Genomic DNA, 15,475 nt, shown 5'->3' on the forward strand with positions numbered 1-15,475 from the left:
GGATCAGCCGCGCGGCGCGGATCAGCCGCGCGGCGCGGATCAGCCGCGCGGCGCGGATCAGCCGCGCGGCGCGGATCAGCTCCGCGCGAGCGCGTAGTCGTTCAGATCGACGCGGATCATGTCCTTGAGCCAGGGGTGCACCGTGATCGCGGTGCGGTACAGCCCCTGGGCGATGCGCCGGTAGCTCGTGTGCCCCTGCTTCGCCGAGCGGAGCTCGATGACGTGGAAGAGCTCACGCAGGCTCAGCGTCCAGAGGGTCCTCACGCGGAAGCCGAGCGGCACCGCGTACTGCGCCTCCAGGGGGTAGCGCTCCTCCATGGCGTGCCAGGCGTCGCGCGCCGCGAGCATCGCGTCCTGGTAGGCCTCGGCGTAGCCGAGCTCCGACAGGGCCTGCGGCGTCTCGAAGCCGAGGCGGCAGGTGAGCCGCTGCGTCGCGGGCGTCAGCATCCGGTGGCGCTGCAGGTCGCGGTAGGCGCCGTAGTCGAGCATCAGCTCGAAGGTCATCGTCGACGCCTCGAACGCGCGCGGCGGCGCGTCGTACGGGCCGCGCTTCTCGCACGCCGCCTGCGCGATGGCGATGAGCTCCGGCAGCGTCGCGCGGCGGAGCGCGTCGCCCAGGTTGTAGGCGTGCGCGCCCGGGTCGCTGCCCTCGTACGCCAGCGCGAGCGCGATGCGCTCCAGCGCGTCCTTGTCGTAGCGCACGAGCCGGACGGGCTGGTTGATCACCATCGTCGCGCTCACGCCCTCCTCCGGCGGCGTGTAGACCCGCTTCATCGCCGCGGCGACGGTGGCTTGCAGCCCCTTCCGGAGCTCGTTGGGCGCGGCGTACTTCACCAGCGTCGGGGTCACGGCGAGCGCCGCCGCATGCATGTCGCGGGCGACCCTGCGCACCTCCTCGAGCGGGTGCGACATCATCTTCGTCAGCAGGATCTCGAGCGCCCTCGCGTTCGCGGTGAGGCCGATGTTCGTCCGCGTCCCCGCCGGCAGGAGGCCGCGCAGCAGATCGCACGCCTGCGAGCGCAGCGCTCCCCTGTAGGCGGCGTCCGACATCTTCTCGGGCTTCGGCTCGCGCGTGCTCAGCCGCTCGGTCACCTTCGGGACCAGGTCGAGGTAGGTCGCGAAGAGCCGCTCGCTGGAGGCCTGGTACCTCGCGCTGTCCTTCGCGTCGATCTCCGGCAGGTCGACGAACGAGTGCTGATCGAAGACGACGTAGCGCGTGCTCTTCTCCGTGTACGAGCCGAGCCTCAGGTCCTCGATCACCTTGGAGGCGACGATGCTCACGTTCTCGAGCGCGAGGTGCACCACGGCGTGCTCTGCGACGGACGCGTGGCCGTAGCCGACGACCCACTTCTCGTGGAAGCTTCGCGCCTTGTCCGACGCGAACGCGAGCCCCCGGCGCGGCCGGTCGCCGGCTTCGGGGGCCACGTCGAGCTCCTCGTCGCCGAGCAGGCGTGCCAGGTTGGTGCGCAGATCATCGCGGCTGCGCGAGTAGTACGCGAACAGGACGGCGATGACTTCTTCCGGCAGACCCGACAGCGAGAACACGTCAGCCGTCAGGCTCGACACATACGGCGCGATTCTGGCACGCGACGCTTCGTCCAAGGCCATGCCCTGCTTCTACCCCTAATCCTCGGCCGATCGGTCGACAAAACTCCGTTCCGATCGACGGCACCGGTCCACCTCGGCCCTCCTGGTCGGGCCCGGCCGGCGCGCCCTGCCTGCGCGCGGCGCACAGCGCCGGCGCGCGCCGCGCCTCAGAGCGCCCGCGCCGCGGAGACGGCGAACGGATCCGCGAAGATCTCGCTGTTCGCGAGCGGCCGGCTGCGCCGGGTCAGCACCTCGCAGCCGGTCCTCGTGACGACGATCGTGTGCTCGAACTGCGCCGACAGCGAGCGATCGGCGGTCAGCGCGGTCCACTTGTCTTCCAGGATCTCGACCTCGTAGGTGCCGATGTTGATCATCGGCTCGATCGTGAAGCACATGCCGGCGCGGAGCCGGGTGCCGCTGCCGTACTTGCCCACGTGCGAGACCTGCGGCGCCTCGTGGAAGCGCCGCCCGATGCCGTGGCCGACGAAGGCCCTCACCACCGAGCACCCCTCGGCCTCGGCGAACTCCTGGATGGCGGCCCCGATATCGCCGAGGCGCGCCCCGTCCCGGACCTGCGCGATGCCGAGCTGCAGGCTGCGCCGCGACACCTCGGTCACGTGCTTCGCCTCCGGCGACGGCTTGCCGATGTAGAACGTCGCGGAGGTGTCTCCGTAGAAGCCGTTGTAGATGGTGGTGACGTCGACGTTGATGATGTCGCCCGGCTCGAGGACGCGGTCGCACGGGATGCCGTGGCAGACCACCTCGTTGATCGACGTGCAGACGCTCTTCGGGAACCCGTGGTAGTTGAGCGGCGCGGGGTAGCCGCCGCGTCGGATCGTGTCCTCGTGGACGAAGGTGTTGATGTCCTCGGTGGTGATGCCGGCGCGGATCATCTCGCCCACCGCGAGGAGCGTCTCGGCCGCCATCTGGCTGGCTACCCGCAGTGCGTCGACTTCCTTGATCGTCTTGATGCTCACGTTGCTCACGGCGCAGACAGCTCCCCGAGGACGACGGCCTCCTTGACGGCCGCGGCGACCTCCGCTGTATCAGGTGAAAGGTGCCAGTGGATCTCCGGCTCGCCGTCCTCGCCGGCGAAGCGCCGGATGAAGGCGATGAAGGTGAGCCCGCGGAGCCGCGCGTCGACCGCCTTGGCGATGCCGAACGCGCGGCTGCTCGGGCGGATGTGGAGCTCGAACGTCCGATCCGGCACCCTGGGTGTGGCCAGGGGAGGGTAGCCGACCTGGATGCCGAGGTGATAGGTGCTCTGTTCTCCGATCGAGTCGACGGTCACCGTGCTCACGCGGACCCGCGCGACCACGTCGGCTGTCTGCGCCCTCTCCCGGAGGAACGGGTCGGATCGGGGCGAGGGGCCGTCCAGCGAGAAGCCCACGGCGGCGGGCTCGATGTTGTCGTCGAAGACCTCGCGCGCATGCCCCTCCCACGCGGCCGCCCCGCCCAGCGGGTCGACGGACGTAGCGGGGCGCTCCTGGTCGGCGACGCAGCCGCCGGCGGGGCCAACGGTCGCCAGCGCGGCGAGCGCGAGGCGAAGGGGAGCGGCACCGGCGGCAGGGATCATCCTTGGGACCGGAGCTCGTAGCACGTTGCCCGGCCTCTGTCAGGACCCGGCACACATCGGTTGTCCTCTGCTACAAGTGCTTACACGCGCCTGCGCGCGCTGTTGAGGCCGTTTTCCCTCTCGTCGCCCGCGTTCGCGGCCGGTCTTCCGCCTCTGCGCTCCGCGCGCCCGGCGTTCGTCCTTCACCGGCTCCACCGGACCGGCTCCATCGATCCGGCCGAGCCGCCGTCCAACGTCGGCGGTTGGCCCCGGTCGGCGGGGATCCTATTCTCCCGTCCTACCGCTGGTGCTAGCGTTCCCCGGCTTGCCGGGTGGGGTTTCTAACTTTTGCGATTGCAGAGCGCGCAGGGACAGCGCCTGCGCCGGCTGGAGGAAGAACATGAAAGCGAAGAGGCTCCTGGGAGCAGCGTTGGCCGTCGGGCTGGGCCTTGCGGCGATCGCGAGCACGACCGAGGTCGCTGCCCAGCCGAAGAAGGAGAAGAGCGGGGCACCTGCCCGGCCCGCCGAGCCGCCGGCGACGAAGAAGACGATCGCGCTGACCCCTCCGGGGATCGCATGGGGGATGAGCACGAAGCAGGTCGCGGCCCTGATCGACAAGATGCTCGATGCGGCATACGTGCCGCGTTACAAGGCGACGTCGCCCGGCGTGAAGATGAGGGCGCTCGACGCCGAGCTGGCCGAGGAGAAGAGCGCGTTCCGCCGCAGCCGCATCGACTTCGGCAAGCTGCCGACGGGCATGGACGCGACGCCGCTCAAGGGCGAGTACACCTACCTCAACAAGGAATCGATGATGACGCTGACCCGCGACGGCGGGAAGCGGTACTTCTTCTTCATCCAGGACAAGCTCTGGAAGATCATCGACGAGCACGCGCTGGGCGAGGGCAACGCGCGCGGCAAGGACTACCAGTCCGCCGTCGTCAAGCTCTCGACGACGTTCGGGTTGCCTGGCCGCGTGACGCCGCCCGAGCCGGAGAAGGGCCGCTACGTCACCGAGGTCGACTGGAAGGACGCGGCCACGCACTTCCGCGCGATCGAGCGCAGCGAGGGCGAGATCGCCTTCGCCTACGAGGACCTGGTGACGCTCAGCAGCCTCGAGTCGCTCCGCCCCAACAAGCCGGTCGACGCGAACGCCATCGACCCCGCCGTCGCCTCCGCCGTCCGCAAGGCGGAACCCCCCCCGGGCCCCCCTCCCACCGACAAGCCCGGCAAGAAGAAGTAACCCTTCGTCCTCCCGCCCCATGGTGCCGCGCCCGCGGCGCCCCCGCTCTCGACCCCCAGAGCCACGCTTTCGGCGCGGACCCGCACAGGAGACGGGCCCAGATCGGCGTTTTCGGCGCGGAGGCGTACTTCTGTACGCCGAGCACCGAAAACGTCGAGATGGGCCCGTATCCGAAGCGGGTCCGCGCCTCAAGAAATGAGGGAGGCGCCTTCGGGGACGCGCATTCCGTTGGTCACGACGACCCGCGCAGACGGCGCGACCGCGAGCACCGCCGGCTCGATCACCGCGCGCGCGGTGAGCATGGCTCCGGGGCAGCCCGAGCATGCGCCGGCCAGGTGGAGCGTCAGGTGGTCGGGCTCGACGGCCACGATGTAGAGCTCACCGCCGTCGGCTCGGACGAGCGGCGCGATGACCTCGCGGCAAACCTTGAGAAGCTGATCGATGGAAGCCGGCATGGGGGGGTGGGCTCGACAGCGCGAGCCAGCCGCGAGCCTAGCACGGCAGCGCTCGATCGGGAGATCGGCCCCGCCTCGCTGCCGGCTGTCACGGCGCCGAGGCGGCGGCCCGGGGGCCGGCGCTCGTCTCGGCGCTGAGGGTCGACGCTCAGGGCCCCGCGCTCAGAGCGTCGAGATGAGCGCGGCGACGCCCGCGTCGGCGGCGAGCTCCGGCGTGCGCTGCGCCGCGGTGCCGAAGGTGCGCCCGGCGATCTCGAGCGTCCCGCTCCACGGACCCGAGGCGGTCTTCGCCGGCAGGTCGAGCTTCTCGAGCGCCTCGGTGTTGACATCGGGCGTCACCGGTCCGCCGTACGCCTTCGCGCCCTTCCACGCGAAGACATAGAGCAGCGGCGTCGCCTTCAAGCCGTCGCGCTTGGCGATCTCGGCGATCTCCCGCTTGGCCGCCTCTTGCAGCCGGTACGCGTAGGCGCGGAACGACCAGCCCGTGACGAAGAGGCCCTTGAGCTCGCCGTCGCTCGCCTTGACCGGATGCGCGGCGACCCACTGGAGATCGGGGCCATTCCTGACGCCGCGCATCTCCTGCATCTCCCCGAACGCCTCGACCAGCCCGCTGCCCGGCGCCAGCACCTTCCTGAGCTCGGGGAACGAGGCCAGGACGGACCTGTTGGCGAGCATGTCCGGATCGGCCTCGCTGCGCAGCACCGTGCCGCTCGGATCGGCGAACGAGAAGAAGGTGCTCTTCGCGAACTCGAGCTCCTTGACCGAGGCGCGCGCGCCCGCGATCGCCCGCTGGAGCCCGAGCAAGTTCGCGCCCGGGTCGGTGTCCACCAGCGTCGCGAGCTTCTGCGAGCCCGCGGGGAGGCCCGTCCGCACCTGGCCGACGTCCTCCGCGACGACCGGAGCGAGCTTGGCGCAGAGCTCCGTGGCCTGCTTCTGTGACGTCTTGCCATCCTCCTGACACGCGCTCACGAGGACGGCGATCAGCGCACAGGTGAGCACGACGGGCTTGCTTTCGCTTCGGGCGAGGGTTGAAGAGCGCATCATCGAGAACGACTCTCCACGGGGAGCGGTGTTCCGTCGGCCAGGACCATCGCGCCTCAAAGGGTTTCCGGGGTTACAAAGACGATCTCGATCCGCGCGTTGCGGGCGCGCTCGCTGCCGCCCGGGTCGACGACCGGGGCCGCCGATCCCGCGAGGAACGGTGCGATCCGCGGGGTCGCGGGGGCCCCTGCGGCGTTCGCGCCCTGCGCCGGATCGAGGGCACGGACGACGGCATCGGCCCGCGCGGTCCACGCGGGCTCTTCCCTGGCGCTGATGTCCCGGTCCGTGTGCACGACCACGGCCACGGGGAACGAGGGGTGCGCGGCGGCGACCCGCGAGAGATCGCGGAGGCGCGCCTCGCCGGCCTTCGTGAGGGCGTTGCCGGCGAACAGGCCCCGGAGCGTGACCGCGATGCCGCGATCGTCGCGAACGGGCGACCAGGTGCCCGCGGCCGAGAGCTCTGCGAGCAGCGCGTCGCCGGCGCCGGGCGCGCGGGTCACCGGCGTGGCGGTGCGGCGCGCGGCGGTCAGCACGGCGAGGCAGCCTGCACGCGCGCGGGAGGCCTGGTCGATGGGCGCCGGGATGGCGCGGGCAGAGCCGCCGGCCTCGGCGAGATCTGCGTCGAGCTTCTTGATCGCGGCGGTCGCCTCCTCGATCTGCGCCGCAAGGTTGCCGCGGCCGGGCTGTGCGCTGCTGGGCTGCGCGGCGCTGGCGGGCTGCGCGGCGCTGGCGGGCTGCGCGGCGCTGGCGGGCTGCGCGGCGCTGGCGGGCTGCGCGGCGCTGGCGGGCTGCGCGGCGCTGGCGGGCTGCGTGCCGCCGGGCTCCGTGCTGTCGGGCTGCGTGTCGCTCGGCGGCCCCGGCGCGGCCAGGAGGCGCGCTGCACCGCACAGGAGGCGGGCCTGGAGCGCGAGCGAGCGCGCCGCTGCGAGGCGCGCCTTCTCGCGATCCGCGTCGGCCTTGCCCGACGGGACCACGGGCTGCGCGTCGCGCGCGACCTTGATCCGCATGTCGAGCGCGTCGACCTCGGCCGCGACGCGCGCCTGCTCGGCCTCGAGGCCCGCGAGGGACGCCTCGCCGGCCGAGCTCTGCGCCTTCGCCTCGGTCTCGGCCGCCTCGGCCCGGGCCACCCGCGACAGCGCGTGCGCGTGCGCGTGCGCGGCGACCGCCTGCTCGCCGAGGATCTGCGCCCCGGATTGATCCTTGTTGTCGAGCGCGGCGAGCGCGTCGCCACGGAGCTTCTCCGCCCGGGCGAACGCGCCCGGCGCGTACCGCTTCGACTCGGCTGCGGCCGCCCCGGCGCGGACGTGATCGAGCTCATCGAGCACCACGGGCCGCGGAATCGGCGCGCACGCGCCGAGGAGCACCCCCGCGACGGCGACGGTTGCGAGGCGGCGCGCGCTCAAGGCGTTGCCTCCTTGCTCGCCGGAGCCGCCGTCTTGCCCGCGTTCCCGCTGCCCTTCGCGGCGGCGGGCGGCCGTTGAGCCGCCGGCGTCCCCGGCGTCGCCCCCCTGCCAGTCGCCTTCTTGCCGGCCTCGATCCGCTGCGCTTCCACGCTGCTCGCCGCCCTGGTCGCCTCGCGCGCCTCGGCCTCGATCCGATCGAGCTCCGCCGCGGCGCGGCCACGCCGCGCCTGCGTCTCCTCGAGCAGCGCGCGTGCCCGCTCGAGCTTCGTCTCGACCTCGCGCGCCCGCTTCGCCGCCTCCACCGCCGCTGCCTCCGCCGCGGCGGCCCGCAGCAGCGTCTTCGCTGTTTCCGCCCACTCGAGGGCCACCGCGTCGAGCCGCCGCGCGTTCGTCGCGTCGCCCGCCGCGCGCGCGCCGTGCGCGCGCTGGAGCGCCTGCTTCGCCTGCGCCACCGGCTCGCCCACGACCTTCGCGTCGCTCCTCGCCGGCCCTCTCGCCGGGGCCGGCTCGTCGCGCGGCGCCCCGTCGGGGGCCTTCTCGCCGTCGGGGGCCTTCTCGCCTCCAGCGGCCTTCTCGTCGGCGGCGGGTGAAGGCGCCGTCGCGACGCGCCCCTCGACCTCGTGGAGGATCTGCGCCACCTTGGCGCCGTCACCGGGCGGCGGCGCGGGCACCGTGGCGAGCGGCCTCTCTCCTTCGCCGTGCGCAAGGGCATCGCCGCTGCCGAGCGAGGCCGCGAGGGCGAGGAGCAGCGCTTGGCTCGACCGGCGCCGCCGCGCGTCGCAGAGCATGGGGCGGGAACGCACGTCCGCCAGGTAGCAAACAGGGCCTCCGCGAGCAAGCGCGGCGGGCCGTCCGCGCGCTGCCTGCGAACGCCGCGCGGAGAACGCGGGCCGCGCGCGCGTCAGTCCGGCAGGAAATTGCGGATGGCCCAGTCGATCTGCTGCTTGTGGCGCTCGACCAGCTCCTTCCTGCCGCCTGCCTCGTGGAGGAAGACGCGATCTTCGTTGACGAAGACGGCGAGGTAATAGAGGTGCGCCTCCTTGCCCTCGTCGTGCCCGAAGCGCAGCTGGACGCCCGGCAGGCCGTTCCGGCTCTTCACGTCGGCCTTGCCGAGCAGCGCGTAGCCGCCGCCCTCGCGTAGCCGCTTCTCGACCACGCGCGACCAGAACGCGAGATCGCCCTCCGGCTCGTTCTCGAAGGCGCGGATCCCGAGCACCAGCCCCTCGGCGGTGGTCGCGCGGTACTCGTCGTCGCCGTAGCGATCCCCGAGGTCGACGAAGCCCGGCGGGGTCGCGGGCACGAAGGGCCGGCCGCAGCCGAGCGGCGCCGCGGCGGCGGCGAGCGAGGCGATGAGGACGAAGGCGTGGCGAAGGGAGTGGATCATCGGAAGCGCCCCGGTCACAGGTTGAGGAGCCGCGAGAGGCCGAGCTCGTTGAGCCAGTCGATCGGGAGCCGCGGGCCCGACGGGGTGATGGTCTCCGTCGAGCGCGACTGGAAGGAGACGGTGAGGGTCGAGAACGCGACCCGATCGCGCAGGAACTTGAGGCGCCCCTCGAGGCGCTCGAGCTCGCCGGCGACGCGCGCGAGCTCGCGCTCCAGCTGGATCGACTCCTCGACCTTGGCGGCCTTCTCGAGGAGCTTCTCCAGGCGATCGCGCACGGCCCGCGCGTTCCGGATGCGGATCCCGAGATCGAAGAACTCCTCGGTGACGTCCTCCGCGACCACGTTGCGCTGGAGGATGTCGCCGAGGCCCTCGAGGCGCTTCAGCGCCTCGTCGAAGCGGGCGGCGGGGATGCGGATGGTGATCGTCCGGTCGTCGCGGCGGGCGAGGAAGCCACCGAGGTCCCGGGCGAGCGCCTCGACCTTGCCGAGCGACGCGCCCACCTCGAACACCGCCATCGCGATCTGCGCCGTGTAGATGAGGAGGGGCGCAGGCGCTGCGCTCGTCTCGGCGGCGCCCTGGTGCGCGCCCTGCGCGGCAGCGCCGGCCGGCGTCGCCGCGGGCTGCGGCGCAGGGCTCGTCGGCGCGGGCCGGGCGGCCGCGGGCTGCGCAGCGCGCCCGGGCCCGGGCGACGGCGGCGCCGCCTTGGCGAGCGCGACCGTGCTCGCCGACGCGTCGAGGTCGACCGACTCCTCGCTCGACGCCTCGCTGGTCCTCACGACGCTGGGCAGCTCCATCCCCGTGATCGGATCCTGCGGCGATGGCGGGGCCGGAGCCTGCGTCGCCACGGACATCGGCGCGCCCCCCGCGTACATCGGCGCGCTCGCGGCGTAGCCCTCGGTGGAGCGGCTGGATGCGCAGGCGGCAGGGCCTGCGAGCAAGGCAAGGAGAGCCCAGGAGGGCAGCGTTCTTCGCATGGTTCCTCGGAGCGTGGAGCCGGTGACAGGCGCAGAACGCGCTGCCTCGATCGACCTTACACCGCTTGGCGGCGAGCGCCTCCCGGCGGGGCCTCGGCGCAGATCAACTGGCGGCGAGCGCCTCCCGGCGGGGCCTCGGCGCAAACCAGCTGGCGGCGAGCGCCTCCCGGCGGGGCCTCGGCGCAAATCAACTGGCGGCGAGCGCCTCCCAGCGGGGCCTCGGCGCAAATCAACTGGCGGCGAGCGCCTCCCGGCGGGGCCTCGGCGCAAATCAACCGGCGGCGAGCGCCTCCCAGCGGGGCTTCGGCGCAAATCAACTGGCGGCGAGCGCCGCCTGGCAGCACATCTACGTAAGCCAGCTTGCTCGCGCTCTCCGCCTGGCACCACCTGGGCGTAAGACGTCTTACCGCGACCGCCGTCCGCCGCATGCTCCCCGCCAGTAGACCGCCGCGTGTCGGCCGGCGGGCGGTAGTAGAAGAAAGAATACTTACGTTGGTGCGGCGTAGCGCGCCAGCTGGAGCAGGGGGCCCTGCATCACGCGCCCTGGCGCGGGGGGGCTTGTCGTGGCGGAGGGGGGAGGAGCGCCGGGTTCAGGCGCCGTCGAAGGCGTCATCGTCGTCGCTGGCGGGCGGCGCGACGTTATCGATCGGCGCGGGCTCGTCCGCGCCCTCCGCGCCGGCTTTGCGCCCACGCCGGTCGGCCCGGGCGGACTCGCGGCGGAGCCGGTCGAGGAGGCGGCCTTCGATCTCGGCGGTCGCCGCCTTCTCGAGGGCGAGGTTCGTCTCGACGGCCCGGACCACGCGGATCCAGGCGTTGCGGGCGTTCACCGCGTCGCGCGGCGTCGCCCCGTCGGTGCTCGACTGGGCGCGCAGCGCGAGCTGCTCGCGCTGCGCTTCCACCTTCTGGAGATCGAGCGCGGCCGCGACCCAAGCGTCCACGACCTGCGCGAGCGGCCCCTCGGGCGTCTTCAGCTTCCTGAGCAGCTTCTCCGAGGCCTCGTCGAGCCGGGACCGGAGCAGCTTGGCGTCGCCCGCCTGATCGCCGTAGCTCCGCGAGATGGCCTTGAGCCCCGCCGGCGCGAGCCGATCGCGCAGGTCGAGGAGCGCCGCCGCGAGCGCGGGGTCGTCGGTGATCTCGGCGAGCGCGCCGAGGTAGTTGTACGTCCCGCGGAGCTTGCGGTCGTGCGTCGCGTCGAGCGAAATGGCCGTCTCCATGAGCGCCTTCGCCTGCTGCTGCAGGCTGGAGCCGAGCCGCTGCGTGGTCAGGAGCCGGTCGTGCGCCTCCTCGACCGCGGGCACGAGCGGCGCGAGCAGCGGCAGCGACGTGAAGACCTTCCGATCCTGCTCCGGATCGAGCCATGGGCCCGAGATGTTGACCATCGCCTGGGGGCTGAGATTGCGATAACCCATGAGATACCCTCCTTTCCAAGGGGTGCCCGGAATCTCGGTTCCGGCAGACCTCGCCGCAACCGCCTGGCCGCCCGTGCGGCCGTCGCGATCGTGCTCCGTTGCGTGGGGATCACCGCGCCCGTCGTGATCGCGCACAGGTCGTTCCTCCGGCGGCGTCACGAGCCGCCCCGCGCGTCGGGCTCCTCCTTGGGCGGGGTCTACGCCGCGCCGGGGTCGGGATCGCGGCGCAGCTGGCGCGCCCAGTACGAGACGCCCGCCGCCGCGCCCGCGAGAGCCGCCGCGGCGAGCATGGCGGGGAGCGCCGCGGGGAGCGCGATCGCGCTGAAGACCGCCGCGAACTGCACCGCCGTGGCGAGCTTGCCCGGGATGTTGGCGCTCGCGGTCGAGAGGCGCGCGCCGCGGAAGCGGCGGCTCACCGCGATCCAGAGCGCGAGCGGCAGCTCGAGGAGCTCGCGGGCGAGCAGCGCCGGGATGCCCCAGAGAGGGAGCACGCCGCCCTGGAGGAGCGTGCCGACCACGGCCAGCACGAACACCTTGTCCGCGATCGGGTCGACGATCGCCCCGGTGCGGGTCACCTGACCCGAGCGGCGGGCCAGCCAGCCGTCCAGCACGTCGGTGAGCCCCGCGCAGCAGAGGACGCTGAGAGCGAGCGCGGGCCGCGTGGCCACGAACGGGAACAGCACCGCGAGCGGCAGCCGGGCCAGGCTCATGAGGTTCGGCGGGAGCACAAGCTCGCGCGCAGACAGGGTCGACATGCGAGGAACTCCATGCGTCGCAGAGGCCGGGGGGTCCTGGCCCACGTCGAGCGCGATCAAGCCCGCAGCGCCCGCGCCGGCAGCCGCCGGCGCGCCCTAGACGAGACGCTCGCGCGGGATCAGCTGGCCACGCGCACGGTGAGCACGGGGACGCTGCTCTTGCGGATCACCTGCTCGGCGACGCTCCCGAGGAAGAGGTGCGAGAGCCCGCGGCGGCCGTGCGTTCCCATGACGATCATCGCCGTCCGCTGCTCCTCGGCGGCAGCCAGGATCTCGGTCGCCGGATCGCCCTCGCGCAGCGCCGTCTGCAGCCCCCCTGTCTGCGCCGAGAGCTGCTGGACCGCGCGCGAGGCGGCGGCGCTCACCTCGGCGTGGAACCCGGGCATCAGCGCCGGTTCGAGCCCGGGGTACGTGTAGACCGGGAGCTGGTAGACGTGCAGCAGCACGACCTTGTGCCCGAGCCTTGCGCCGAGGTCCTTCGCGAGCTCGACGGCCTTCATCGAGGCCGCCTCGAAGTCGACGGGGACCAGTATCACGTTCGCGGCTTCCTTCATCGCGCTCTCCTCGCACGCGGGACCGGGCGTCCCTTCGATCGTTGCCCGCCCCCCCCGGGACGCTTTCGCCGCCAGCGGAGGCGTGTCGCGCGCATCTTGGATCCAAACATCGGTCGATCCCAGGACAAACTGCGCCGTCGGGCGGGCGCTGACGCCCGGGGCGGTACGCCGCGCGCGGCGGTGGTCGCCGCGATCCGCCGCGGTTCCGGCGGCGCGTCCCCGGAGCGTCTACGGCTTTCGCGCGGCGGTACGCCGTGCGCGCTCGAGCGCGCTCTGGTTCGCGCGCACGAGCGACGAGAGCAGCGAGCACTGCGCCCGCCGCCGCGCGACGTAGGCGGCGTCGCTCGCGGTCGCCGAGCGCGGGCGCTCGCGCTCCTCGCGCTCGGCGACCGCGAGCGCCTCCTCGGCCCGCCTCAGCTCGGCGATCGCGAGCGGCGAGAGCGGGCTCTCCTGCGCCTGCACGACGGCCGCGCGCGCCGCGAGGAGCTCGGGAGGGGGGGCGGCCGCGCTCCTCGCGCATCCGGCGAGCGAGAGGGCCATCGCGAGCGGGGCTCCGGCGCGCACGCGGCCTCCTACTCCGCCCGCTCGGCGATCGTGCTCGCCTGGTCCAGCGTGCGGTCCGCGGCGTCGCGCAGCCCCGCCTCCCTCACGATGAGCGTCGAGAGCTCCGCGTCGACCTCGGCCCTCCGCAGCAGCCAGCGGGCGCCTTCCCGGTCACCCACCGACATCCGCCGCCTCGCCTGGGCGAGCTCGCTCCGCGCCAGCGCGAGGTGCATGGCCGCGCGCCGGTCCGCGCTCGCGCCCTCCCGCTCTGCCTCGCCGATCGCCGCCTCGGCGCGGGCGAGCTCGGGCGGTGACGCCGGCGGGCGGATGGCGGCGCACCCGGCGAGCTCCAGACAGGCGATCACGAGCGCGGTTCTGGCGAGCATTTGCGTGGATTCCCGACCTCGCGGCGCGCCAGTGCAACGGTTGCTCCCGGCGGCGCGCCCGGGACAGGGCAATGCATCGAACAGGCCAGTACGCCCCCGTGCGCGTGAGCTTCTCGCTATGGTGGGGGCGTTCCGTGGCGTGATTCTGGCGGAACCGTGCCGCTGGCTCCCATGGACACGTCACCGCGCGCGAGGCGGCGCGGGACCTTCCGCTTTCGCCAGGCTCGGCGAATAAACTTCGGGCGCCCGCCGTCTCCCCTTCGCCGGCTTTTTTCTCCGCGCTCGCCGCTTCCGCTACCCTGGCAGCCGCCGTGTCGCTCGTCGATCCGAACCTCCGCACCACGATCGTCCACGCGTTCGCCGTCACGGTGGCGGACCCGTCGAGCCTGGTGCGCTCCTCGTCGCGCGGCGGCACCGACGACCCCGGAACGAGCAGCCGCGGCCCCTCGATCCTCCCCGACGTGGGCCAGATCGTCGGCGGGCTCTATCGCCTCGGACGCCTCCTCGGGAAGGGCATGTTCGGCAAGGTCTACGTCGCCCAGCGCGTCGACGTCCCCGAGCACCAGGTCGCCCTCAAGCTCATGCCCCGCTCGCTGTACGCGATGCGCAACGTGGAGCGCGAGCTCGTCATGCTCGCCACCGTCGGCCACCCGCACGTCGTCCAGCTGAAGGACCACGGCATGACCGCCGATTACGTGTGGCTCACCATGCCCGTCTACGAGGGGGAGACCCTCGCGCAGCGCCTCGAGCGCAGCCCCCTCAGCCTGCGCGAGGCCTACGACTACTTCCTCCCCGTCGCGCGCGGGCTCGACGCGCTCCACGCCGCAGGGCTCCGGCACCAGGACGTCAAGCCGGACAACATCTTTCTCGCCAGGTTCGCCGGCCGCGTCCACCCGATCCTGCTCGACCTCGGCGTGGCCGCGGAGCGCGAGGCCTCCTTCTGCGCAGGCACGGCGCTCTACGCCTCGCCCGAGCAGATCCGCGCGCTGAACGGCTTCCCCGGCGTCGTTCCGCTGACCGAGAAGATGGACACGTACGGGCTCGCCACGACCCTCCTCTACGCGCTCGTGAACCCGCGGGACTTCCCGGGTGAGTCCGCGCAGACCCGCACCGAGCTCATCGCGTCCCACGACGTCCGCGCCGACAAGCCGCTCGCCGACAACGCGCTGCCCGACCTCACCGGACGCCCGCGCCAGATGTTCCAGGAGGCGCTCCGGCGATGGCTCGCGATCGACCCGAACGAGCGCCCGTCGATGACCCAGCTCGCCGAGGAGCTCGACGTGCTGCTCGAGCCGGAGCGCGAGGCCGAGCGCGAGGCCGAGCAGCTGCGGATCAAGCAGAAGACGTCCTACCTGCGCGTGCGCATCGCGGCCGGCGCGATGACCCTCGTCGGCTGCGCGGTGGTGCTGCTCGGCTTCTCGAAGCGCGAGACCCTGCGGCTCGCCAACGAGCTCGAGCGCGCCCGCCAGAAGGGGGCCGAGTCGTTCGACCAGCTCGATACCTGCGTCGCGTCCCACCAGATCGCAGCGGCCGAGGCGAACACGTGCCGCTCCGGCCGCGAGCAGGATCGCGCGGACTTCAACGAGACGCTGGCCACCCTCCAGCAGAGCGGCTCCATGACCGACGCGGAGCACGCCCGCCAGATCCAGTCGCTGCACGCGACCCACGCGGCGCGCCTCAAGACCTGTGAGGACAGCGCCGCGGCCGCGGAGAAGGCCGCCATGGCGGACCGCGAGCGGCTCGCCGAGGCCGAGAAGGCGCGCGCGGCGCTCACCACCGAGCGCGATGAGGTCAGGGCGCTCGCCGAGCAGCGCGCCGCCGAGCTCGCCGCCGCCACGCAGCAGCGCGCCGCCTGCGACGCGGAGCGCGCCAGCTGCATCGCCGAGCGCGACCGCCTGAGGGACGAGGCGGCCGAGCCCTACGACACGCCGCCCTCGCCGGGGACGCCGGCGGCGCCCGCCGCGAGCGGCGCGCTGCCCCAGCTGCCGCCGCCGCCGGCGAGCACAGGCGGTTCCCCCGCCGCGGGCGCGCCGGCGACGCCGGCGACCCCGGCGGCCTCGACACCGTCCCCCGCCGCTCCTCCCCCCGCCGCCCCTCCCTGAGCGCCGCCGCTGGAAAGGCGCTGAACGGCGGCCCGCGTCGTCGCCGCCAGGCCGCCTCTGCTTGTGGCGACCGCCCGGGAGGGCTAT

At 73.2% G+C, this 15,475-nt stretch carries 16 protein-coding genes; 2 read left to right on the forward strand and 14 right to left on the reverse strand.

Annotated elements, in window-relative coordinates; genetic code table 11:
- Positions 1 to 75: 75 nt before the first annotated feature.
- The 3 genes from WMF36_RS06110 to WMF36_RS06120 form a co-directional block, all read right to left on the reverse strand.
- Positions 76 to 1,608 (reverse strand): FAD-dependent thymidylate synthase, encoded by a 1,533-nt coding sequence (locus tag WMF36_RS06110; protein WP_437578663.1) that lies wholly within the window; start codon positions 1,606 to 1,608, stop codon positions 76 to 78.
- Between the two features lie 146 nt (positions 1,609 to 1,754).
- A complete protein-coding gene (map, locus tag WMF36_RS06115) occupies positions 1,755 to 2,573 on the reverse strand; it encodes a type I methionyl aminopeptidase (protein ID WP_437578664.1) in 819 nt (272 codons plus the stop codon).
- Positions 2,570 to 3,163, reverse strand: a complete 594-nt coding sequence (locus tag WMF36_RS06120) for a cobalamin ABC transporter substrate-binding protein (protein WP_437578665.1) — start codon at positions 3,161 to 3,163, stop codon at positions 2,570 to 2,572. Before WMF36_RS06120 ends, map begins: the two co-directional genes overlap by 4 nt.
- A 379-nt stretch (positions 3,164 to 3,542) precedes the next feature.
- Here WMF36_RS06120 and WMF36_RS06125 point away from each other — a divergent pair, with 379 nt between their 5' ends.
- Positions 3,543 to 4,382, forward strand: a complete 840-nt coding sequence (locus WMF36_RS06125) for a hypothetical protein (RefSeq protein ID WP_437578666.1) — start codon at positions 3,543 to 3,545, stop codon at positions 4,380 to 4,382.
- 188 nt (positions 4,383 to 4,570) lie between these two features.
- On the opposite strand, the gene WMF36_RS06130 is transcribed toward WMF36_RS06125, so the two are convergent.
- From WMF36_RS06130 to WMF36_RS06180, 11 genes are all read right to left on the reverse strand, one after another.
- The gene (locus WMF36_RS06130) at positions 4,571 to 4,837 is read right to left on the reverse strand and encodes a NifU family protein (RefSeq protein ID WP_437487220.1); all 267 of its coding nucleotides are present in this window, start codon (positions 4,835 to 4,837) and stop codon (positions 4,571 to 4,573) included.
- Positions 4,838 to 4,999: 162 nt separating this feature from the next.
- On the reverse strand, positions 5,000 to 5,881 hold the full coding sequence (locus WMF36_RS06135) for a hypothetical protein (protein ID WP_437578667.1): 882 nt from the start codon (positions 5,879 to 5,881) through the stop codon (positions 5,000 to 5,002).
- A 53-nt stretch (positions 5,882 to 5,934) separates the two neighbouring features.
- A complete protein-coding gene (locus WMF36_RS06140; RefSeq protein ID WP_437578668.1) occupies positions 5,935 to 7,281 on the reverse strand; it encodes a hypothetical protein in 1,347 nt (448 codons plus the stop codon).
- The gene (locus WMF36_RS06145; RefSeq protein WP_437578669.1) at positions 7,278 to 8,084 is read right to left on the reverse strand and encodes a hypothetical protein; all 807 of its coding nucleotides are present in this window, start codon (positions 8,082 to 8,084) and stop codon (positions 7,278 to 7,280) included. The genes WMF36_RS06140 and WMF36_RS06145 overlap by 4 nt, the downstream gene beginning before the upstream one ends.
- A gap of 98 nt (positions 8,085 to 8,182) precedes the next feature.
- Entirely contained in the window at positions 8,183 to 8,665 is a 483-nt protein-coding gene (locus WMF36_RS06150) for a serine/threonine protein kinase (protein ID WP_437578670.1), read from the reverse strand.
- 14 nt (positions 8,666 to 8,679) lie between these two features.
- Complete coding sequence (locus WMF36_RS06155) at positions 8,680 to 9,639, reverse strand: DUF4349 domain-containing protein (protein ID WP_437578671.1); 960 nt, start codon at positions 9,637 to 9,639, stop codon at positions 8,680 to 8,682.
- A gap of 590 nt (positions 9,640 to 10,229) precedes the next feature.
- The gene (locus WMF36_RS06160) at positions 10,230 to 11,048 is read right to left on the reverse strand and encodes a hypothetical protein (RefSeq protein WP_437578672.1); all 819 of its coding nucleotides are present in this window, start codon (positions 11,046 to 11,048) and stop codon (positions 10,230 to 10,232) included.
- Between the two features lie 197 nt (positions 11,049 to 11,245).
- On the reverse strand, positions 11,246 to 11,803 hold the full coding sequence (locus tag WMF36_RS06165) for a CDP-alcohol phosphatidyltransferase family protein (protein WP_437578673.1): 558 nt from the start codon (positions 11,801 to 11,803) through the stop codon (positions 11,246 to 11,248).
- A 119-nt stretch (positions 11,804 to 11,922) separates the two neighbouring features.
- Entirely contained in the window at positions 11,923 to 12,357 is a 435-nt protein-coding gene (locus WMF36_RS06170; protein ID WP_437578674.1) for a universal stress protein, read from the reverse strand.
- A gap of 228 nt (positions 12,358 to 12,585) precedes the next feature.
- Positions 12,586 to 12,921, reverse strand: a complete 336-nt coding sequence (locus WMF36_RS06175; RefSeq protein WP_437487232.1) for a hypothetical protein — start codon at positions 12,919 to 12,921, stop codon at positions 12,586 to 12,588.
- A gap of 8 nt (positions 12,922 to 12,929) precedes the next feature.
- Positions 12,930 to 13,286, reverse strand: a complete 357-nt coding sequence (locus WMF36_RS06180) for a DUF4398 domain-containing protein (RefSeq protein WP_437578675.1) — start codon at positions 13,284 to 13,286, stop codon at positions 12,930 to 12,932.
- A 311-nt stretch (positions 13,287 to 13,597) separates the two neighbouring features.
- Here WMF36_RS06180 and WMF36_RS06185 point away from each other — a divergent pair, with 311 nt between their 5' ends.
- Positions 13,598 to 15,388 (forward strand): protein kinase domain-containing protein, encoded by a 1,791-nt coding sequence (locus WMF36_RS06185; RefSeq protein WP_437578676.1) that lies wholly within the window; start codon positions 13,598 to 13,600, stop codon positions 15,386 to 15,388.
- The last annotated feature ends 87 nt before the right edge of the window (positions 15,389 to 15,475 follow it).

This window comes from Sorangium sp. So ce887 (assembly GCF_051521455.1).
In the GTDB taxonomy this organism is placed as follows: domain Bacteria; phylum Myxococcota_A; class Polyangia; order Polyangiales; family Polyangiaceae; genus Sorangium.